Source organism: Rhizobium sophorae (assembly GCF_013087515.1).
GTDB classification, from domain to species: domain Bacteria; phylum Pseudomonadota; class Alphaproteobacteria; order Rhizobiales; family Rhizobiaceae; genus Rhizobium; species Rhizobium sophorae.
Genome location: NZ_JABFCN010000048.1, coordinates 358996 through 377015 on the forward strand (window position 1 = coordinate 358996; position 18020 = coordinate 377015).

21 protein-coding genes, 1 tRNA gene and 1 riboswitch are annotated in these 18020 nt (G+C 61.2%); of the genes, 10 read left to right on the forward strand and 12 right to left on the reverse strand.

Annotation, left to right across the window (positions count from 1 at the left end; genetic code table 11):
* Nucleotides 1–3: 3 nt before the first annotated feature.
* Nucleotides 4–1140 carry a glycine cleavage system aminomethyltransferase GcvT gene (gene gcvT / locus G9X64_RS27445; RefSeq protein ID WP_168311382.1) on the reverse strand — a complete coding sequence of 379 codons (1137 nt, stop codon included), beginning with the start codon at nt 1138–1140 and terminating at the stop codon, nt 4–6.
* 156 nt (nt 1141–1296) lie between these two features.
* A riboswitch (glycine riboswitch) is annotated at nt 1297–1389 on the reverse strand.
* Between the two features lie 156 nt (nt 1390–1545).
* Between gcvT and G9X64_RS27450 the strand changes: the two genes are divergently transcribed.
* Nucleotides 1546–1926, forward strand: a complete 381-nt coding sequence (locus G9X64_RS27450) for a hypothetical protein (RefSeq protein ID WP_168311381.1) — start codon at nt 1546–1548, stop codon at nt 1924–1926.
* A gap of 71 nt (nt 1927–1997) precedes the next feature.
* Nucleotides 1998–3047 (forward strand): DUF1775 domain-containing protein, encoded by a 1050-nt coding sequence (locus G9X64_RS27455; RefSeq protein WP_168311380.1) that lies wholly within the window; start codon nt 1998–2000, stop codon nt 3045–3047.
* Nucleotides 3048–3172: 125 nt separating this feature from the next.
* On the opposite strand, the gene G9X64_RS27460 is transcribed toward G9X64_RS27455, so the two are convergent.
* Nucleotides 3173–3439: a hypothetical protein gene (locus G9X64_RS27460; RefSeq protein ID WP_129422450.1), complete on the reverse strand. Its 267-nt coding sequence runs from the start codon at nt 3437–3439 to the stop codon at nt 3173–3175.
* A gap of 121 nt (nt 3440–3560) precedes the next feature.
* Here G9X64_RS27460 and crcB point away from each other — a divergent pair, with 121 nt between their 5' ends.
* From crcB to G9X64_RS27495, 7 genes are all read left to right on the forward strand, one after another.
* Nucleotides 3561–3938, forward strand: a complete 378-nt coding sequence (crcB, locus tag G9X64_RS27465) for a fluoride efflux transporter CrcB (protein ID WP_168311379.1) — start codon at nt 3561–3563, stop codon at nt 3936–3938.
* A gap of 95 nt (nt 3939–4033) precedes the next feature.
* Nucleotides 4034–5026 (forward strand): RluA family pseudouridine synthase, encoded by a 993-nt coding sequence (locus G9X64_RS27470; RefSeq protein ID WP_168311378.1) that lies wholly within the window; start codon nt 4034–4036, stop codon nt 5024–5026.
* Nucleotides 5023–5676: an HAD-IA family hydrolase gene (locus G9X64_RS27475; RefSeq protein WP_168311377.1), complete on the forward strand. Its 654-nt coding sequence runs from the start codon at nt 5023–5025 to the stop codon at nt 5674–5676. Before G9X64_RS27470 ends, G9X64_RS27475 begins: the two co-directional genes overlap by 4 nt.
* 9 nt (nt 5677–5685) lie before the next feature.
* Nucleotides 5686–6471: an ATP12 family chaperone protein gene (locus G9X64_RS27480; protein ID WP_168311376.1), complete on the forward strand. Its 786-nt coding sequence runs from the start codon at nt 5686–5688 to the stop codon at nt 6469–6471.
* Nucleotides 6472–6538: 67 nt separating this feature from the next.
* On the forward strand, nt 6539–6997 hold the full coding sequence (locus tag G9X64_RS27485; protein WP_129422445.1) for a calponin homology domain-containing protein: 459 nt from the start codon (nt 6539–6541) through the stop codon (nt 6995–6997).
* 49 nt (nt 6998–7046) lie between these two features.
* A complete protein-coding gene (locus tag G9X64_RS27490; RefSeq protein ID WP_168311375.1) occupies nt 7047–8579 on the forward strand; it encodes an acyl-CoA carboxylase subunit beta in 1533 nt (510 codons plus the stop codon).
* 137 nt (nt 8580–8716) lie between these two features.
* Nucleotides 8717–9109, forward strand: coding sequence for a DoxX family protein (locus G9X64_RS27495; RefSeq protein ID WP_168311374.1), 393 nt, complete (start codon nt 8717–8719; stop codon nt 9107–9109).
* A gap of 42 nt (nt 9110–9151) precedes the next feature.
* On the opposite strand, the gene sugE is transcribed toward G9X64_RS27495, so the two are convergent.
* The 7 genes from sugE to G9X64_RS27530 form a co-directional block, all read right to left on the reverse strand.
* Nucleotides 9152–9466, reverse strand: a complete 315-nt coding sequence (gene sugE / locus G9X64_RS27500) for a quaternary ammonium compound efflux SMR transporter SugE (RefSeq protein ID WP_003559670.1) — start codon at nt 9464–9466, stop codon at nt 9152–9154.
* Nucleotides 9467–9949: 483 nt separating this feature from the next.
* Nucleotides 9950–10417, reverse strand: coding sequence for a YaiI/YqxD family protein (locus G9X64_RS27505; RefSeq protein WP_168311372.1), 468 nt, complete (start codon nt 10415–10417; stop codon nt 9950–9952).
* A gap of 10 nt (nt 10418–10427) precedes the next feature.
* Nucleotides 10428–10901 carry a GNAT family N-acetyltransferase gene (locus G9X64_RS27510; protein WP_168311371.1) on the reverse strand — a complete coding sequence of 158 codons (474 nt, stop codon included), beginning with the start codon at nt 10899–10901 and terminating at the stop codon, nt 10428–10430.
* Between the two features lie 135 nt (nt 10902–11036).
* Nucleotides 11037–13058, reverse strand: coding sequence for an acetyl-CoA carboxylase biotin carboxylase subunit (locus G9X64_RS27515; RefSeq protein WP_171377756.1), 2022 nt, complete (start codon nt 13056–13058; stop codon nt 11037–11039).
* Between the two features lie 75 nt (nt 13059–13133).
* Nucleotides 13134–13838, reverse strand: a complete 705-nt coding sequence (locus G9X64_RS27520) for a hypothetical protein (RefSeq protein ID WP_168311369.1) — start codon at nt 13836–13838, stop codon at nt 13134–13136.
* Nucleotides 13839–13935: 97 nt separating this feature from the next.
* The gene (locus tag G9X64_RS27525; protein ID WP_171377757.1) at nt 13936–14886 is read right to left on the reverse strand and encodes a DMT family transporter; all 951 of its coding nucleotides are present in this window, start codon (nt 14884–14886) and stop codon (nt 13936–13938) included.
* Nucleotides 14887–14983: 97 nt separating this feature from the next.
* Nucleotides 14984–15068: transfer RNA gene (locus tag G9X64_RS27530), tRNA-Leu, on the reverse strand.
* Between the two features lie 182 nt (nt 15069–15250).
* Here G9X64_RS27530 and lipB point away from each other — a divergent pair.
* Complete coding sequence (gene lipB / locus G9X64_RS27535; protein WP_168311367.1) at nt 15251–15973, forward strand: lipoyl(octanoyl) transferase LipB; 723 nt, start codon at nt 15251–15253, stop codon at nt 15971–15973.
* 57 nt (nt 15974–16030) lie between these two features.
* On the opposite strand, the gene G9X64_RS27540 is transcribed toward lipB, so the two are convergent.
* From G9X64_RS27540 to G9X64_RS27550, 3 genes are all read right to left on the reverse strand, one after another.
* Nucleotides 16031–16396: a hypothetical protein gene (locus tag G9X64_RS27540; protein ID WP_168311366.1), complete on the reverse strand. Its 366-nt coding sequence runs from the start codon at nt 16394–16396 to the stop codon at nt 16031–16033.
* 323 nt (nt 16397–16719) lie between these two features.
* Entirely contained in the window at nt 16720–17238 is a 519-nt protein-coding gene (locus tag G9X64_RS27545) for a BON domain-containing protein (RefSeq protein ID WP_168311365.1), read from the reverse strand.
* Between the two features lie 83 nt (nt 17239–17321).
* A complete protein-coding gene (locus tag G9X64_RS27550) occupies nt 17322–17816 on the reverse strand; it encodes a peptide deformylase (RefSeq protein ID WP_168311364.1) in 495 nt (164 codons plus the stop codon).
* Nucleotides 17817–18020: the final 204 nt, after the last annotated feature.

Here is an 18020-nt window from a genome sequence, read left to right on the forward strand (position 1 = left end):
GGTTTAGCGTTTGTAGGTCGGTGTGACGAAGGGCAGGGCGCTGACGGTGATCGGCAGATATTTGCCGCGCACCTCGGCATAGACCAGCGTGCCTGCCGCAGCGTGGGAGAGCGGCACATAACCCATGGCGACGGGGCCTTCGACGCTGGGACCGAAGCCGCCCGAGGTGACCTCGCCGATTTCGATCTTGCCCTCGGCATCGGCATAAAGCTTGGCATGGCCGCGCACCGGCGCCTTGCCTTCCGGCCTCAGGCCGACGCGGCGGCGTGCGGCGCCGTTTTCGAGTTCGGACAGGATACGGCCGGAGCCCGGGAAGCCGCCGGCCCGCAGGCCGCCCGCGCGCCGCGCCTTCTGCATGGCCCATTCCAGCGCTGCCTCGACCGGCGAGGTGGTCGTGTCGATATCGTTGCCGTAGAGGCAGAGGCCGGCTTCGAGGCGCAGCGAATCGCGGGCGCCGAGGCCGATCGCCTGGACGTCCGGATGTTCGAGCAACCGCATGGTGACATCCACGGCTTTGTCGACGGGGATCGAGATCTCGAAGCCGTCCTCGCCGCTATAGCCGGAGCGCGAGACCAGACAGGAAACGTCGTGCAGGCGGCAGTGGCGCACGTCCATGAATTTCATCGCCGCGACGTCGGCCCAGAGTTCGGCGAGAACCTCGACTGCGCGTGGCCCCTGCAGCGCAATCAAAGCGCGGTCGAGAAGGGTGATGTCGCACTGGTCGCCGATATGGGTTTGCAGATGGGCGAGATCGGCCTCTTTGCAGGAAGCGTTGACGACGATGAAAAGGTGGTCGTCGAGATGGGTGATCATCAGATCGTCGAGAATGCAGCCGGTGTCATCAGTGAAAAAGCCGTAGCGCTGGCGGCCTTCGGCAAGGCCTAGGATGTCCACCGGCACCAGGCTTTCGAGCGCCAGGGCCGCATCCTCGTAGCTGCCCGACTTCGCCTTCACGATGACCTGGCCCATGTGGGAGACATCGAAGAGGCCGGCCTCAGTGCGGGTATGAAGATGCTCCTTCATCACGCCTGCGGGATATTGCACCGGCATGTCGTAACCGGCGAACGGTACCATGCGGGCGCCGAGCGAAAGATGCAGGGCATGCAGCGGGGTTTTCTTCAGGGCAGCAGTATCGTCCAAAAGACGCCTCCGGGGTTTGCGCCTTCTCGCGAAGGCGCGGGCTCAAATCTGAAGGCGCGACTGCGCACTTCTCTCCTGAGCCCCCTCTGTCCCTTTGCCTGAGATTGTTATCCCTTCGGCGAGCGTTTCGAGAACGCTTCTCTCCAGAGTTCCGTCTGCCCCTTGCTGGTCCTTTTGCCTGAGAGTTTCCGGGGCGGTTGCTCCTTCGGCACCGGTGGCGAAAGCACCGGCTTCTCCCAACAAGGTTGGCGCAATTATCCGGCGGGTGTAGCTGTTGGCAAGGCCAAATGTCGTCACCGGACAATTTTTTGTCGCCATATGCCGGCTGAGCCCTGATCTGCGGCAATCTGCTTTTGCATTTCGCGGAGAAACCGGCTATCGCGACATGCTGTTGAAGGGGATTTCATGCGGCAGAACGGACTGAAAGCGATGCTCTTTCTGCGCATGCTTTGCGCATTGAGCTTGGCTTTGCTTGGCCTCGCCCATCAGGCGCCGCAGGCTGTCGCCTTCGAAGGCTACGATAGCGCGGCTTATGTGCTGCCCGACGGCACTTTCGCCTCGCTCTGCATTACCGTCAAGGACGCCGACGGAAAGACCTTCGCCTTCAAACCGAATTGCCAAGCCTGCCGGCTATCGGCCTCCGTCATCCTGCCGATGCCGGATGCGGGCTCCTGGCTCGAGCGCAAACTCGCCTCGCTGATCAACGCGCCGATCGAAATCTCAGCCGTTGCCGGTGCAAGCGCTGTCAGCCAGCCGAATTCCCGCGCGCCTCCCATCCTCGCCTGATCTGCCTTCGCAATTATGATCAGCATGCCGGTCCGCCCGAGAGAAGTCCGCGGCCGGCGAGGAGACATCCGATGAAAACTATCAAAAAATTCGGCAAGACATTCGGGCTTGCTGCCGTTCTGTCCGTGCCCGCCTTTGCCGGCGCCGAGGCGCATGTGACCTTCCTCGACAGAGAGGCGACGCAGGACAGCACCATTCTCGCCACGCTGCAGGTGCCGCATGGCTGCGACGGCAAGGCGACCACGGAAGTGCGGGTCAAGCTGCCGGAAGGTTTCGTCTTCGCCAAGCCGCAGCCGAAGGCAGGCTGGGAGCTCGAGGTGATCAAGGGCGACTACCAGAAGACCTACGACAATCACGGCGACAAGGTGAAGACGGGCACGATCGAGATCCGCTGGAAGAACGGCAATCTCTCCGACGATTTCTACGACACCTTCGTCATCCAGGGTAAGGTATCAGGCGTCGAAGCCGGCACCTCGCTCGCCTTTCCGGTGACGCAGATGTGCGGCGACACGGTCACGGCCTGGGATCAGGTGGCAAAGGAAGGCGGCGACGCGCATGGGATGAAAAGCCCGGCGCCGCTGTTGAAGGTCGTTGCCGGCGAAGACCATGGTCACGATCATGACGATATGGCCGGCATGGACATGACCCGTATGACCGGCATGGACATGACCGGTATGACCGGCATGGACATGACCGCTATGTCGGGCGCGGCCGCTGCCGCACCGGCCGGCGACACGGTCAAGTCGGGCGATCTCGAAATCTCCGGCGGGTTCGCCAAGGCAATGCTGCCCGGCCAGCCGGTCGGCGGCGGCTTCTTTACGGTGAAGAATAACGGGCAGACGGACGATCGCCTGTTGTCCGTTAGCTCGCCCGCAGCTGGCGAGGTTCAGATCCACGAGATGGTGACGAAGGACAATGTCATGCGGATGCGCCAGCTGAAGGACGGTATCGCCATCGCCGCCGGCCAGACGGTCAAGCTCGAGCCCGGCAACCTGCACCTGATGTTCCAGAAGGTGAAGACGCCGTTCAAGCAGGGCGATACGGTGCCGGTGACGCTGACCTTCGAAAAGGCCGGCAAGGTCGACCTGGTCCTGCAGGTGCTCTCCGCCCGGGGCAAATGAGTGCAGCGATTCGAAGTGCTACAGCGTCCTTTGCGCGTCTGAAAAGACGCGCGGCGCTGTCGTTAAAACAGAAAAGCCCGCGACTGTAATCGCAGTCGCAGGCTTTCGCTTGGAAGGCGATGGCCTCAGAAGTCTTCGTAGGATCGCAGCGCCTGTTTCAGGCCGGCCTGCGGCTGGCGGTTGCCTTTGGCCATCAGGTCGAGGGCCACTTCCGTGGACTGGATGATGCTGGAGGGCTCGTCTATTTCCTCAGTGCCTTCGGCCTTCAGCTGCCGGTCGGCAATGCGACGCGCATCGCGGGCGGCGGTGCTCGTCGCAACTCGCTGCGGGATTCGGAGCGAGTCGAAGGCAATGGCGGCGGTGCTCGCCGATATGGACAGGAGCTGGGTCATGCCATCACCGTATCGGCACGAACTTGGCGCTATTATAAAAAAATCATCGGCATTTTACCGGACGGTAAGAATTCATTCCTTCCCGATTGGAATCGCTGCGGAGTTGAGATAAATCCGGCTGATGATCCAGGCTCTTCTCGTCGCCGTCGGCGGCGCTATCGGTTCCCTTCTCAGATATTATGTCGGCCAATGGGCGCTGAGACTCATGGGTCCGGCATTTCCCTGGGGCACGCTCACCGTCAATGTCGTCGGCTGTTTCGTCATCGGCGTCTTCGCCGAACTGATCGCGCGGAAGTTCAACGCCTCGGTGGAGTTGCGCCTCCTGCTGATCACCGGCTTCCTCGGCGGCTTCACAACCTTCTCAGCCTTCTCACTGGATGCGATCTCGCTCTTCGAGCGCGGCGAGGCAGTCGCCGGCGGTATTTATATCGCTGCGAGCGTCGGGCTTTCGATGGCGGCCGTCATCGCCGGCCTTGCCGTCATGCGCGCTTTGGCCTGATTTCTTTTCCGGTTTCCGTTTTGCGCGAAAATGCTCTAAAGGCTGCGGCAAGAACGCTGGCTCGGGCCTGCGCTGCAATTTCCGAAAGATTCCTTATGGCTGGCATAGAACACATCAAGGTTGAACCCGACGAAGCCGGCATGCGGCTCGATCGCTGGTTCAAGGTGCATTTTCCCGGGCTCGGCTTCGGTCCGCTGCAGAAGCTCTTGCGCTCCGGCCAGGTGCGCGTCGACGGTGGACGTGTCAAATCGGATGCACGCGTGCAGCCCGGCCAAACGGTGCGCGTGCCGCCGATGGATGTCGATGCGAAGCTGAAATCCGGACCGATCGCCGGCAAGGATCTCAAACATTCGACCGATTTCGAACTTCTATCGCGCATGGTGCTGCACGAGGACGAAAAGGTGATCGTGCTCAACAAGCCCCCTGGTCTTGCGGTGCAGGGTGGCTCGGGTGTGGCCAGGCATATCGACCAGATGCTCGAAGCCTGGACCAGCCCGAAGGGCGAGAAGCCGCGGCTTGTTCACCGTCTAGACCGCGACACCTCGGGTGTTCTCGTCATCGCCCGCACCCGCGGTGCGGCGCAGAAACTGACGGCTGCCTTCCGCGAGCGCGATACCAAGAAGACCTATTGGGCGCTGGTCAAGGGCGTGCCGCGTAAGCACGAGGACAAGATCTCGACCTGGCTGGTGAAGGAGCCGACCGCCGACGGCGACCGGATGCGCATCGCCAAGCACGGCGAGGACGGCGCCGACCATGCGATTTCCTTCTACCGCGTGCTGGAGACGGCGGCACAGAACCTCGCATGGCTGGAGATGGAGCCCTATACCGGCCGTACCCATCAGTTGCGCGTTCATGCCCTGCATATCGGCCACCCGATCATCGGCGATCCGAAGTATTTCGACGACGATCCGAATTGGGATTTTCCAGGCGGCGTCCAGAAGAAGCTGCATCTGCACGCGCGTCACATCGACATCCCGCACCCCTCCGGTGGCCGCCTGCGCGTCAGCGCGCCGCTGCCGTCGCATATGGTCCAGACCTGGAATCTTCTCGGCCTCGATCTCGCCAGTGCCGAAAGGGACGCCGAATGAAACTTGCCCTTTTCGATTGCGACGGCACGCTGGTCGACAGTGCTGCGCTGATCCACGAAACCATGCGCAGGACCTTCGACAAGTTCGGCAAACCGGAACCGCGATTTGAAGACACCAAGGCAATTATCGGCTTGTCCCTCGATATTGCGATCGCCCGCATGCAGGGCAGGCCGCATGTGGAACAGCAAGATATCGACATGACGGCGCACTACAAGTCGCTGTTCTCGATCGTGCGTCAGGATCTTGACTACAAGGAGCCGCTGTTTGCGGGCATTCGCGAGATGATCGACGCGATCAGCGGGCGCGGTGACCTGCTGATCGGCGCGGTGACGGGCAAATCCAGGCGCGGGCTCAAGGTGGTGATGGAGACGCATGGCTTCGACAAGCATTTCATCGTCGCACGCACCGCCGACGATTGCCCCTCCAAACCGCATCCGGCCATGGTGACGGAATGCTGCGATGAAACCAGCATGAGTGCTGCCGACACCATTGTCATCGGCGATGCGGTTTACGATATGCAGATGGCAAAGGCTGCCGGCGCCAAGGCGATCGGCGTTGCCTGGGGTTATGCCAGCGTGGATGAACTGATCGCCAACGGCGCTGATGCGATCGCCTATCATCCGAACGAGATATTGCGTCATTTTTCCTGAGGTGAGCCCATGCGCGATCTGCTGAACGACCTTTCCGAAGGCCTGAGCCATCCCGATCCCATCCGCCGCGCGCAGATCCAGATGAAGAAGCCGCTGCCGAAGCGTTTCTATACCGATGTCTCCGTTGCCGAGCACGATGGTGGTTTTGCAATCACGCTCGACGGCAAGATGGTGCGCACGCCGGCCCGGCAGGTTCTCGCCGTGCCGACCGAGGCGCTGGCGCGGCTTGTCGCCGCCGAATGGCAGGCACAGGGCGAGGAGATCAATCCCTTGAGCATGCCGGTGACGCGGCTGGTCAACACTGCACTCGACGGCGTTGCCGCCAACGCGCAGGCGATCTTCGAGGATATATTGCGTTTTTCATCCAGCGACCTCATCTGCTACCGCGCCGAGGAGCCGGAACTGCTGGTCGAGCGCCAGGCCGAACGCTGGGACCCCGTGATCGACTGGGCGGCGACCGATCTCGGCGCCCGCTTCATCCTCGTCGAAGGGGTGATGCCTCATGAGCAGCCGCGCGAGGCGATTGCCGCCTTCGCCGTTACGCTTGCGAGATATGATAGCCCGATGGCGCTTGCCGCCCTCCACACAGTTACCACGCTGACCGGCTCGGCGATCCTGGCGCTCGCCTTCGCCGAGGGCCGGGTGACGGTGGAGGAGGCTTGGTCGCTTGCCCATCTCGACGAGGATTGGACGATCGAGCATTGGGGCAGCGACGAGGAGGCCGAGGAGCGGCGGGCCAAGCGCTTTGCCGAGTTCAAAGCCGCAGCGGATGTTTTTTTCACCCTAAGCGCCTGAAACATATTGCCTTCCCATGCATTATGACGAAGTCTGCGACTCCAACGGGGTGGTGCGGGATTTTGCAATGAATTGGCTGAGGTCGTGTTTTTGCCGGGCGACACTCGTCTGTGTCGCGCTCACGGCCTGCGGCAGCCTCTCGGCCACCAAGCCGGCGGCGCCGGTCTATGATGTGCGCAGCGCCGTCGTTCTCTCCGGTCCGAACATGCCGGCCGAGCTGCTTTCCGGCATCAACGACCGCGTCAACGCTGCGATCAACGCCACCGTGCGCGATACCGTGCTGCCGCGGGTGGTGCTGACGATCCGTGTGGTTTCCGTCCAGAAGGGTCTCGGCTTCCAGAAGGACCGTAACGTGGCCAAGATCAGTATCGATGCAGCCTCGGTCGAGGACGGCTCGGTCATCGCCGTCAGCGCCTTCGACGTCACCAGTATCGCTGCCGATCCCAAGCTTGCCGACGAGATCCTGGCCGAGGACGCCGCCGCAAGGATACGCTCGGTTTTCTCACTCAGCGGGCGCGCTCAATAGCGCGACGCTCTAACCGCCGGATTGCCGCCGCAGCGGCGAGGGAGATCGCATGAAGGAAATTCTCGAAGAGCTGGAACGACGCCGCGACGTCGCCCGCCTCGGCGGCGGCAAGGAGCGCATCGACGCCCAGCACAAGCGCGGCAAGCTGACGGCGCGGGAGCGCATCGACCTCTTCCTCGACGAAGGCTCCTTCGAGGAATTCGACATGTTTGTCGAACATCGCTCCACCGACTTCGGCATGGACAAGAGCCGGATTGCCGGCGACGGCGTCGTCACTGGCTGGGGCACGGTCAATGGCCGCACCGTCTTCGTCTTCGCCAAGGACTTCACCGTCTTCGGCGGCTCACTGTCGGAAGCGCATGCCGAGAAGATCATGAAGGTGCAGGACATGGCGCTGAAGAACCGCGCGCCGATCGTCGGCATCTATGATGCGGGCGGTGCCCGTATCCAGGAGGGCGTGGCGGCTCTCGGCGGTTATGCCGAGGTATTCCAGCGCAATGTGCTCGCCTCCGGCGTCATTCCGCAGATCTCGGTGATCATGGGTCCCTGCGCCGGCGGCGACGTCTACTCGCCTGCGATGACCGATTTCATCTTTATGGTGCGGGATACTTCCTACATGTTCGTCACCGGTCCCGACGTGGTGAAAACCGTCACCAACGAGACGGTGACGGCTGAAGAACTCGGCGGCGCCGTGGTGCATACGGTGCGCTCGTCGATTGCCGACGGCGCCTATGAGAATGATGTCGAAACGCTGCTGCAGGTGCGCCGGCTGGTCGATTTCCTGCCGCTTTCGAACACGGCGCCGCTGCCGGAGATCGAATGTTACCAGTCGGTGTCAGATGTCGATGCCTCGCTCGATACGCTGGTGCCGGCGAGCTCCAACAAACCTTACGACATCAAGGAACTGATCCGGAAGGTGGCGGACGAGGGGGATTTCTTCGAGATCCAGGCGAGCTTTGCCAAAAACATCGTCTGCGGCTTCGGCCGCATCGAAGGTTCCACTGTCGGTTTCGTCGCCAACCAGCCGATGGTGCTGGCCGGCGTCCTCGACAGCGATGCCTCGCGCAAGGCGGCCCGTTTCGTGCGCTTCTGCGACTGCTTCAACATTCCGATCGTCACCTTCGTCGACGTGCCGGGCTTCCTGCCGGGTACGGCGCAGGAATACGGGGGCCTCATCAAGCACGGCGCCAAGCTGCTCTTCGCCTATGCCGAGGCGACGGTTCCGAAGCTCACCGTCATCACCCGCAAGGCCTTCGGCGGCGCTTATGACGTGATGGCGTCGAAGCATCTGCGCGGCGACCTCAACTATGCCTGGCCGACGGCGCAGATCGCCGTAATGGGCGCCAAGGGCGCCGTCGAGATCATCTTCCGCAAGGATATCGCCGATCCGGAGAAGATCGCCGCGCACACGAAAATGTACGAGGACAGGTTCCTCTCGCCCTTCGTCGCCGCTGAGCGCGGTTATGTCGACGAGGTGATCATGCCGCATTCGACCCGGCGGCGGCTGGCGCGCGGTTTGAAGATGCTACGCAACAAGGATCTCGCCAATCCGTGGAAGAAACACGACAACATTCCGCTTTGACGTTTTCCGCCGAATAAAGCTGCGCTATCGGGTGTTTACGTGCTGTCGAAAAAGTGAACGGGTGTCAGCGATCCGTGTGTTCAATCCTTGCCGAGGACAAGCTAACGCTCGATTCTTATTGTTTAAAGGAGAGGTTAATGTCAACTTTCGAGCGTCTTTCTGCCTATCGCCCCTATGGGCTGGCCGCTCTCAGAATCATGACAGCGCTGCTGTTCATCGAACATGGCACGATGAAGCTTTTCGGTTTCCCGGCTTCGCAGATGTCGGGCTCGCTGCCGCCGCTGATGCTTTTCGCCGCCCTTCTCGAGCTGATCGGTGGCATCCTCCTTCTCGTCGGCCTGCTGACGCGCCCGGTTGCCTTCCTGCTGGCCGGTGAAATGGCGGTCGCCTATTTCATGGCGCATGCGCCGAGCAGCTTCTTCCCGGCCGTCAACCAGGGCGATGCGGCTATCCTGTTCTGCTTTGTCTTCCTCTATCTGGTCTTCTCCGGTCCCGGCGCTTTTGCCGTCGACAATCGCAAGGCGGTTTGAACGATAGACTGAGGGGCGTCAGCGGCGCCCCTCGATCTCATATCAGGCGGTAAGCTTGAGACCGGCGATGCCGGCGACAATCAGCGTGATGCAGGCAAGGCGGGAGACACTTGCCTCATCGCCAAGCAGCCAGATGCCGAGAAATACCGTGCCGACCGTGCCGATGCCGGTCCAGACCGCATAGGCGGTGCCGATCGGCAGATGCTTCACCGCCAGGCCGAGCAGCACGATGCTCACCACCATGGATATGACGGTCAGCGCCGTCGGCAGCGGCCGTGTGAAACCCTCGGTATATTTAAGGCCGATTGCCCAGCCACATTCGAAAAGACCGGCGAGAAAAAGCAGAAACCAGGCCATGCGACTCTCCTTGTTAAGAGCGAGGCCGTCCCCGCGACGGTTGCATCCCAGAGGATGCCGCAGTCGTCTGCGATTGCGCCTGTATGCGTGAGGAAACGGCCGACTTCAAGGTAGGAATCGGCATGGCTGCCATGCCACCCGTTTCTTGCGGCCTATAGCGCTGCACGTCTTTTAGACGTGCAAAGGACGCTGTGGCACCTTTAGAGCCTTTCCGGGTCAGATTGAAGCATTCTGTTGGCTCAAACGGAGTCGGATGGTCGACCGGCCGGCGCGCGTCGTAGCCCAGCTCTACGGCCAAGCCGGCCGGTCGATCAGCCGGCCCGTTTCAGCCAACCCGAAGGGCCGGGCATCTTTCCGCCAGGATCAAAGGCGATCGGCTCGGACGTACCAAGAGGTATGCCCGTCGCCAATCGCCTTTGCCCTGACGAAAACCTGCTCCGGCAGAATGCTTCAATCTAACCCGGAAAGGCTCTAGTTGCTGCATCACGGCTGCCCGCCAGCCTCCGCGGCAAGGCTTCTGGCTCGGCGGCAGAGACGATCAAAGGTTTCGAGGAAGCGTGAGCGGTCCTTCGGGCTGAAGGCTGCGTTGTAGCCCTTGCTCTCGCCGGTTTCGCGCAGGTGCGCGCCGAGATCGCGCATGGCGCTCGCCATGCCGATATTGGTTTTGTCGAAGACACGCCCGGTCGGGCCGCTGACGAAGGCGCCGGTCGCGACGCAACGCACGGCGAGCGGCACATCGGCGGTGACGACGACATCGCCCGCGCCGGCGCGTTCGGCGATCCAGTTATCGGCGGCATCGAAGGCATTGGAAACGATGACGTTGTGGATCATCGGATCACGCGAGGGGCGCAAGCCGGAATTGGCGACGAAGGTGACTTCGAGGCCAAGGCGTTCCGCGACCTTCAGGATTTCCGGCTTGACCGGGCAGGCATCGGCGTCGACATAGATCATGGCAATATCCTCATGCCGGCTGAGTGGCCGGCTGGCGGACCATATCGATGTGGGGAATGCCGTCTTCCAAATATTCCTGCGATGTCCCGATAAAACCGAAGGATTCATAGAAGCGCCGCAGATGGGCCTGCGCCGACAAGGCGATGGCATTTGCCGGATAAAGCCGCTCGCAGGCGGTGATCGCTTCGCTCATCAACGCATCGCCCAGACGCTTGCCGCGATGGGCAGGCGAGACGACCACGCGACCAATCTTCGACGCATCCTGCGGCTTATGCGGTTTAAGGATCCGCGCCGAGGCCAGCAGTTCGGCGCCCTCCAGCAGCCGCAGATGCAGGGCATCGATATCCTTGCCGTCGAGTTCCGGGTAGGGGCAGTTCTGCTCGACGACGAAGACATCGACGCGCATTCTCAGGAGATCGTAGAGTTCCCGCGCGGAGAACTCGTCGAGACCCTTGATGTCGGTTGTGTAGGTAGTCGGAGCCATCAATGGAGAACCACGCTGTGAATGCTCTCGCCGGAATGTATGAGGTCAAGGTTTTCCGTATATGTACGACGGAACGGCTGACTTCAAGCGAGGAATGGCGGGCTGGCCTGCTCCTGCCTCTGAGGAATCCTTCTGTCAGGCGAATTCCATGATCACGGCATCGACGGCCAGGCTTTCACCGGCCGCGGCATTGATCTTCGAGACGACGAGATCGCGGTCGGCGCGCAGCACGTTTTCCATCTTCATCGCTTCGACGATCGCAAGCGTCTCACCGGCCTTGACCTCCTGGCCCTCGGCCACGGCGATGGCGACGACGAGGCCGGGCATCGGGCAGAGCAGGAGCTTGGAAGTATCGGGCGGCAGCTTCACCGGCATCAGCCTGTCGAGCTCGGCATGACGCGGCGAAAAGACCTTGGTCGTCACTGAAAGTCCCTGCCAGTCGATACGCAAGCCGTTCAGAACGGGGCGGATCTGCGCGGTGATGTCGCGACCGCCGACCTTGCCGCTCCAGACAGGGTCGCCCGGTCTCCAATCGGTGACAACATTCTGGCTCTCGCCCTCTATCGCCCCCTCGATCGTCATGTCCATATCGAAGGGGATGATGACGAGGCCGTCGAGCAATCTTGCCGCGACGTGGTTGTCGCCGATCTTGACCACCCAATCCTCGCGCAGCGCCCCCGCTGCGGCGCGCAGGCGATCGGCGATACGTTCGCGGCGGTTGGTCTCGATCAGAGAGGCGGAAAGCGCGATGCCGGCAAGCACGGCCTCTTCCGCCGGGTCCGGTTTCATCGGCGCGAAACCATCGGGATATTCCTCGGCGATGAAGCCTGTAGACAGCCGGCCCTCGCGCCAGCGCGGATGTTTCATCAGCGCCGACAGGAAAGGAACATTGTGCTCGATGCCGTCGACGACGAAGCCGTCGAGCGCCTGACCCATGGCCTCGATTGCTTCCAGTCGCGTCGGCGCCCAGGTGCACAGCTTGGCGATCATCGGATCGTAATACATCGAGATCTCGGCGCCTTCGAAGACGCCGGTATCGTTGCGGACGACGACTTTGCCGGTCCTGCCTTCCGCCGGCGGCCGGTAGCGCGTCAGGCGGCCGATCGAGGGCAGGAAGTTGCGGTAGGGATCCTCGGCATAGAGCCGGCTCTCGATCGCCCAGCCGTCAAGCCTAATATCCTTCTGGGCAAAGGGAAGGGCCTCTCCCGCTGCGACACGGATCATCTGCTCGACGAGGTCGATGCCGGTGACGAGTTCGGTCACGGGATGCTCAACCTGCAGGCGGGTGTTCATTTCCAAGAAATAGAAATTGCGGTCGCGGTCGACGATGAATTCGACGGTGCCGGCGCTCTGGTACTCGACGGCTCTCGCCAGCGCCACCGATTGTTCGCCCATCGCCTTGCGGGTTTTCTCGTCGAGGAAGGGCGAGGGCGCCTCTTCCGCCACCTTCTGGTTCCGCCGCTGGATCGAGCATTCGCGTTCGCCGAGATAGACGACGTTGCCATGCGCATCGGCGAGCACCTGGATCTCGATATGGCGCGGCTCGACGACGAACTTTTCAATGAAGACGCGGTCGTCGCCGAACGAGCTTTTCGCCTCCGAGCGGGCGCGCTCGAAACCGTCGCGTACTTCCGCCTCGTTCCAGGCAATGCGCATGCCCTTGCCACCGCCGCCGGCCGACGCCTTGATCATGACGGGATAACCGATCCCGCCTGATATTACTTCCGCATGGGCGGCATCCTCGATGATGCCGAGATGGCCGGGCACGGTGGAGACACCGGCGGCATTGGCGAATTTCTTCGATTCGATCTTGTCGCCCATCGCCATGATGGCCTTCGGCTTCGGGCCGATGAAGACGATGCCCTGCTTTTCCAGTTCAGCGCAGAAAGAGGCGCGTTCGGATAGGAAGCCGTAGCCCGGATGCACCGCCTCGGCGCCGGTTGCCTTGCAGGCGGCAATGATCTTTTCGGCAACCAGATAACTCTCCGACGCCGCGGCCGGGCCGATATGAACGGCCTCGTCCGCCATCTCGACATGCAGCGCGTCCCGATCCGCATCCGAATAGACCGCGACGGTCAAAATGCCCATCCGGCGCGCAGTCTTGATCACGCGGCAGGCGATTTCGCCGCGATTCGCGATCAGGATTTTCTTGAACATCGAGACTCCACCCAGAAATGCATCCCGGAGTTTTACTCACAAAACACCGGAACGCACAATCAGGCTTGCGGAGCGTCAGGCGACGGCAGCTTCTGCGACGGGTTCTTCGTCGACGATGCGCAGCCAGCGGCTGCGCCGCGGCTCGGCATAGTCGCGCAGCTCGACGGCAGCCATGATCCCCGCCCAGTGAGGATGATTGGCGCCGCGCAGCGTTGCCTGCTCGATCTGCTGGAGAACGCCGTATTCGACCGACGAGACCGGGATGACGCCGCCTTCGGCGACGCTTCTGAATATGCGCATCGCGTAATCGACGTCCTGGCGGGTGATGCCCCGGCGATCGATGGCGCGCGACAGCTTGTAGCCACCGATATTGTCGGTGATCGCCAGGCGGAGCTGATCGAGGGCGAGCGCTCTCAACTCACCGGGAACGTTGGCCGAAACCTCCATGACGTGGAGAATGAGTTCGAGCTCGAGCGCCGAGTTGACGACACCATCGGTCGTGAACATGCGCATGATCCAGGCGACATTGATTTCATCCAGCGAGCCCTGCGGATAGGTGTAATGGACAATGAAACCGGCGAGCTGCTCCACGAAGAAAGCGTTCCAGTCGGCACATTTTTCAGGGCAGGAATTGTTGAGCGCCAACATCGCCACGACATCGTCGGATGTCCGGATACCCTCGGGAAAACTATGTTTGCGCAGCAGTACTATATCTTCGGCCGTCAGCCGATGCTTGCCGGCCACCACACTGGCCGGAAAAGCGAGACGAAATTCGCTCATGTTTTAACTCCAGGCTTCATCATGAAACCGGAGACTGTTTTACCGCCTGCGAATTGAAGATCCCTCAAGAAGCGGAGTTAACCCGATATTCCCGGGGTCAGGAAGATTTTAACGATTGCGCCTGCAGCCGCTCGCGCCAGATGATGAAGAGGCCTGAAGCAACGATGATGAAGATGCCGATCCATTTGGAAAAGCTCGGGAAATCGTTGAACAGCGCATAGCCGAGAACGGTCGCCGAGATGATTTCGAAGTACTGGAACGGCGCAAGCAGCGACAGCGGCGCGAGCCGGAACGCTCGGACCACGAGCATATGCGCATATCCCGAGATTGTTCCGAGGGCGAGAAGCAGGACAAGGCCGAGCCCGGAGGAGGGCAGAGAGACGGCAAAATCGGCATTGCCGGAAGTACTTCCGACGAGAAGGGCGGCCGCCATGAAGACCGTTCCGCCGATGCCGGCCATCGTCTGCATGGTCAGTGGCGAATCGGCCTCGCCGATGGCGCGGTTGAGGAAGAGATAGAGCGAGAACAGAAAGGCGCAGGCGACCGGCAGCAGCGCCTTCAGGCCGAAAATCTCGTAGCTCGGCTGAATGACGATCATCGCGCCGCCGAACCCGACGACGATCGCCGTCCAGCGCCGCCAGCCGACTCTGTCACCGAGAAACAGCGCCGACAGGGCGGTCAACATGAAGGGCTCGACGAAATAGATGGCGAAGACATCGGCAAGCGGCATGTATTTGACGGCAACGAAGAACAGCAGGCTTGCAGCACCATGCAGCACACCGCGTAGCAGGTTCATCCACGGCCGTTTGGCCGAGAGCGCCTTCAGCCCGAAAAGGGCAAAGAGAATCGGCAGGGTGCAGGCGATCTGGAAGAAAAATCGGTAGAAGGTGACCTGACCCGGCGACATCGCCTCGAAGGTCGCCATATATTTGGCGATGGCATCCATGATCGGCAGGATGAGCATGGCGCCGGACATGATGGCCATGCCCTGCAGGGAATTTTGATGGGGCTCTGACATGGCTGCTGATTCTTGCGAGGATGACGCCATCAACCATGAGAAGGCCGGGCAATCAAGCCGAGCAATCGCAAATGGCTTCGAAGTGAAATCGAAATCGTCGCTTAGAGAGCGTTTCCCTGAAGGGAAATGGTGCGGTCGAGAAGACTCGAACTTCCACGGGTTGCCCCACAGCGACCTCAACGCTGCGCGTCTACCAATTCCGCCACGACCGCATCGTGGTAGGTGCCGATTTGCGTCGGCGGGGCAGCATGTAGCAAAAGCATCTGGGGTGCACAAGGGCGATATGACAGTTTTTTTGAAAACCGCTCACAGCATTTGAATTGGCCCCGAAACGGGTCCATATAGCTGTCCTGCCGCCCCTTTTTCGCAGGCATTTCGGGGAGAGCGGCAAGGAATGGCTATGCTTCGCACCGATCTCGAATTTTCCATGCTTCCCCAACTCGGAACCCGGCCGGTACGCTGGCGCATCGCCGATGGCCTCGTTCCCTATGAGGAGGCGGTGGAGACGATGGAGCGCGAGGTGGCGGAAATTGCCGATGGCGGTGATGAGCTCGTCTGGCTCGTCGAACATCCGCCGCTCTATACCGCCGGCACCAGCGCCAATGCGCGGGACCTCGTCCAGCCGAACCGGTTTCCGGTCTTTGCGACCGGGCGTGGCGGTGAATACACCTATCATGGACCCGGCCAGCGCGTCGCCTATGTCATGCTCGATCTGAAGAGGCGGCGCCAGGACGTGCGCGCCTTCGTCGCCGCCCTCGAAGATGTCGTCATCCGGACGCTGGACATGATGAATGTGCGTGGCGAGCGACGTGAAGACCGCGTCGGCGTCTGGGTGCGCCGGCCGGAAAAGCCGTTGCTGGCCGATGGGACGATGGCCGAGGACAAGATCGCCGCCCTCGGCATAAGGCTGCGGAAATGGGTGACCTTCCACGGACTGTCGCTCAACGTCGATCCCGATCTCGATCATTTCGGCGGCATCGTGCCCTGCGGAATCTCAGCCTATGGCGTGACCAGCCTCGTCGATCTTGGCCTGCCTGTGATGATGGCTGATGTCGATATCCGGCTGCGCACCGCCTTCGAGGCGGTTTTCGGCGAAACGACGGGCGAGATGGATTGAAAAGGAGAAGGGCCGTTTCCGGCCCTTTCTTTTTGTCGGATCCCAGCCTTTATCGGATCAATGCGTCGCGCGGCATGCTTCGGTGCGGGAGGCGCCGCTGTCTGCACCCTTGGTGTGGGAGCCCTTCGGGCCAATCATGCTGTGGCATGGGGGCAGGGGATTGATGCTGGCAGTTGCGGTCTTGTCGACGACAGGAGCCGCCATGGCGCTTGGGGCAAAGCCGTCGCTATCATTGGTGTAGTCGCTGGAATAGGCTGGCGCCTTGCGGCTGCTGTAGTGGACGGGAGCCGGCTTTGCGACCGGGCTCGGAGCAAAGCCGTCGCTGTCGTTGGTGTAATCGCTGGAATAGGTAGGCTGGGCGAAGGCGGCGCCTGCAAGGCTGACGGCGAACAGGGACGCGGCAAGGGCAAATTTGATGCGCATGGGTCTATCTCCTCAATCTGCTGTTGAATTCCACAAACGTAAACCAACCCTCGGCACACACGAGTTCGCGCCCCAATTCAGGCAATTTTGTGATAATATGGCGACGCAGCCGCGACCATTTGTCCGAATGAAATCACGGTGTTGTCAACGGAATTGACGTTCTCGTGACAGAAGCCGCCTAACAGAAATAGGCGATTGGGCCGGTGAATAAGACAGTTGTTGCTACAATCGTAAATTGTTAACTTTTGGTAATGTTGATCAAGATCATCAACGGGCGACGGCAGTTCGCCGCCTGTTGATAATTTGCACTTCGGTGCGTGAAGTCAGTCCTCGTTCGGGATATGCGCGTCGACACCGGTCAGCTGCAACTTGTTGCGGACATGATGGACGCCGTCGACCGAAAGCGCGCCGAGTTCGACCTTGCGGGCAATGCCGATCGTCTCCACCGATCCTTCCAGGGTAACGACGTGACCGTCTGCATGAACCTCGACGCTGTCGATATCGACCTCGGGGATATTTTCGAGATTGTCGTTCACCCGCGCTTCGAGGTCGTCGCTTTCATCGCGGTCGATCGTATCGGCGCGCAGCGAATCTTTCAGGCGGTTCTCGTTGCCGTCTTCATCCGTGCCATCTATCCGGAAGCCCTTGTTGGGATCGCTGTCGAAATTGGCAGCTGTCTCGCCGTAAGGACGATTATCCGGGCCGCCGGTGCCGGCGCCGGTGCCATCGGCATAGGGCCAGCCTTCATCGAGATTGCGCTCTTCGAGGTCGCGATAATCTTCCTCCCGGGAAAGCTCAGGCTTCTCCCGGGAAAACTGGGTCTTGTCACCGATCCTTGCCATTGCATTTGCTCCTTGTTTCTCTGCTGGAAACGCCGGCAGCAGTGAATGGTTCGGTATGGACGTTGATTTGTCAGCCGTGATTGTCAGCCCTGCATCCTCTCCCATTTTTTCACGAGACGGTCTCGCTTCAGCCGCGAGAGGCGCTGCAGCCAGAATATGCCGTCGAGCTGGTCGACTTCGTGCTGGATGCAGATGGCGAGGAAATCTTCCGCAGCGTCGTCGTGCACGGCGCCCTCAGCATCCTGATAGCGGAAGCGGATCGCTCGCGGGCGCGTGACCTCGTCCGTCGCGCCGGGCATTGAGACGCTGCCTTCGGCATGGCTCATCGTTTCCTTCGAAAACCAGGTGATCTCCGGATTGACGTAAAGGTGCACGCCGTCGGCTTTGTCGAGTTCCAGCACCGTGACACGGCTGAAGACGCCGATATGGGCGGCGGTGATGCCGACGCCGGGGGCTGCGCGCATCGTCGCCAGCAGGTCATCGGCGAGTGCTGTGAGCGAGGAATCGAAGACCGTCACCGGCGCGCAGACAGTCTTCAGGCCCGGATGCGGATAACGCAGAATCGGACGGATGGGCATGGGGCGGGCTTCCTCTGCTTGGACGGGTGAGGAAACTATCGCCGGCCGTGGGCATTGTCATCATGAAGCACGGTTTGCCGCTTTACGACACGGATGCTTTGGGCTAGCAGGGGCCAAGAATTCCGGTTGCGCGAGCCTCGCGCGGGATTCGCTTATCCGCTTGTTGATAATGTGTTTTCGGCCGACATTTGCGAATGCGGCGCG

What these genes read in the sequence shown, in the direction of transcription:
- lipB (WP_168311367.1), top strand. Translation starts at nt 15,251, where the DNA reads ATGGCTATGCTTCGCACCGATCTCGAATTTTCCATGCTTCCCCAACTC.
- G9X64_RS27505 (WP_168311372.1), bottom strand. Translation starts at nt 10,417, where the DNA reads ATGATCTATGTCGACGCCGATGCCTGCCCGGTCAAGCCGGAAATCCTG.
- G9X64_RS27540 (WP_168311366.1), bottom strand. Translation starts at nt 16,396, where the DNA reads ATGCGCATCAAATTTGCCCTTGCCGCGTCCCTGTTCGCCGTCAGCCTT.
- crcB (WP_168311379.1), top strand. Translation starts at nt 3,561, where the DNA reads ATGATCCAGGCTCTTCTCGTCGCCGTCGGCGGCGCTATCGGTTCCCTT.
- G9X64_RS27510 (WP_168311371.1), bottom strand. Translation starts at nt 10,901, where the DNA reads ATGGCTCCGACTACCTACACAACCGACATCAAGGGTCTCGACGAGTTC.
- sugE (WP_003559670.1), bottom strand. Translation starts at nt 9,466, where the DNA reads ATGGCCTGGTTTCTGCTTTTTCTCGCCGGTCTTTTCGAATGTGGCTGG.
- G9X64_RS27550 (WP_168311364.1), bottom strand. Translation starts at nt 17,816, where the DNA reads ATGCCCATCCGTCCGATTCTGCGTTATCCGCATCCGGGCCTGAAGACT.
- G9X64_RS27450 (WP_168311381.1), top strand. Translation starts at nt 1,546, where the DNA reads ATGCGGCAGAACGGACTGAAAGCGATGCTCTTTCTGCGCATGCTTTGC.
- G9X64_RS27460 (WP_129422450.1), bottom strand. Translation starts at nt 3,439, where the DNA reads ATGACCCAGCTCCTGTCCATATCGGCGAGCACCGCCGCCATTGCCTTC.
- G9X64_RS27480 (WP_168311376.1), top strand. Translation starts at nt 5,686, where the DNA reads ATGCGCGATCTGCTGAACGACCTTTCCGAAGGCCTGAGCCATCCCGAT.
- G9X64_RS27455 (WP_168311380.1), top strand. Translation starts at nt 1,998, where the DNA reads ATGAAAACTATCAAAAAATTCGGCAAGACATTCGGGCTTGCTGCCGTT.
- G9X64_RS27485 (WP_129422445.1), top strand. Translation starts at nt 6,539, where the DNA reads ATGAATTGGCTGAGGTCGTGTTTTTGCCGGGCGACACTCGTCTGTGTC.
- G9X64_RS27545 (WP_168311365.1), bottom strand. Translation starts at nt 17,238, where the DNA reads ATGGCAAGGATCGGTGACAAGACCCAGTTTTCCCGGGAGAAGCCTGAG.
- G9X64_RS27525 (WP_171377757.1), bottom strand. Translation starts at nt 14,886, where the DNA reads ATGGCGTCATCCTCGCAAGAATCAGCAGCCATGTCAGAGCCCCATCAA.
- G9X64_RS27495 (WP_168311374.1), top strand. Translation starts at nt 8,717, where the DNA reads ATGTCAACTTTCGAGCGTCTTTCTGCCTATCGCCCCTATGGGCTGGCC.
- G9X64_RS27475 (WP_168311377.1), top strand. Translation starts at nt 5,023, where the DNA reads ATGAAACTTGCCCTTTTCGATTGCGACGGCACGCTGGTCGACAGTGCT.
- G9X64_RS27520 (WP_168311369.1), bottom strand. Translation starts at nt 13,838, where the DNA reads ATGAGCGAATTTCGTCTCGCTTTTCCGGCCAGTGTGGTGGCCGGCAAG.
- G9X64_RS27515 (WP_171377756.1), bottom strand. Translation starts at nt 13,058, where the DNA reads ATGTTCAAGAAAATCCTGATCGCGAATCGCGGCGAAATCGCCTGCCGC.
- G9X64_RS27490 (WP_168311375.1), top strand. Translation starts at nt 7,047, where the DNA reads ATGAAGGAAATTCTCGAAGAGCTGGAACGACGCCGCGACGTCGCCCGC.
- G9X64_RS27470 (WP_168311378.1), top strand. Translation starts at nt 4,034, where the DNA reads ATGGCTGGCATAGAACACATCAAGGTTGAACCCGACGAAGCCGGCATG.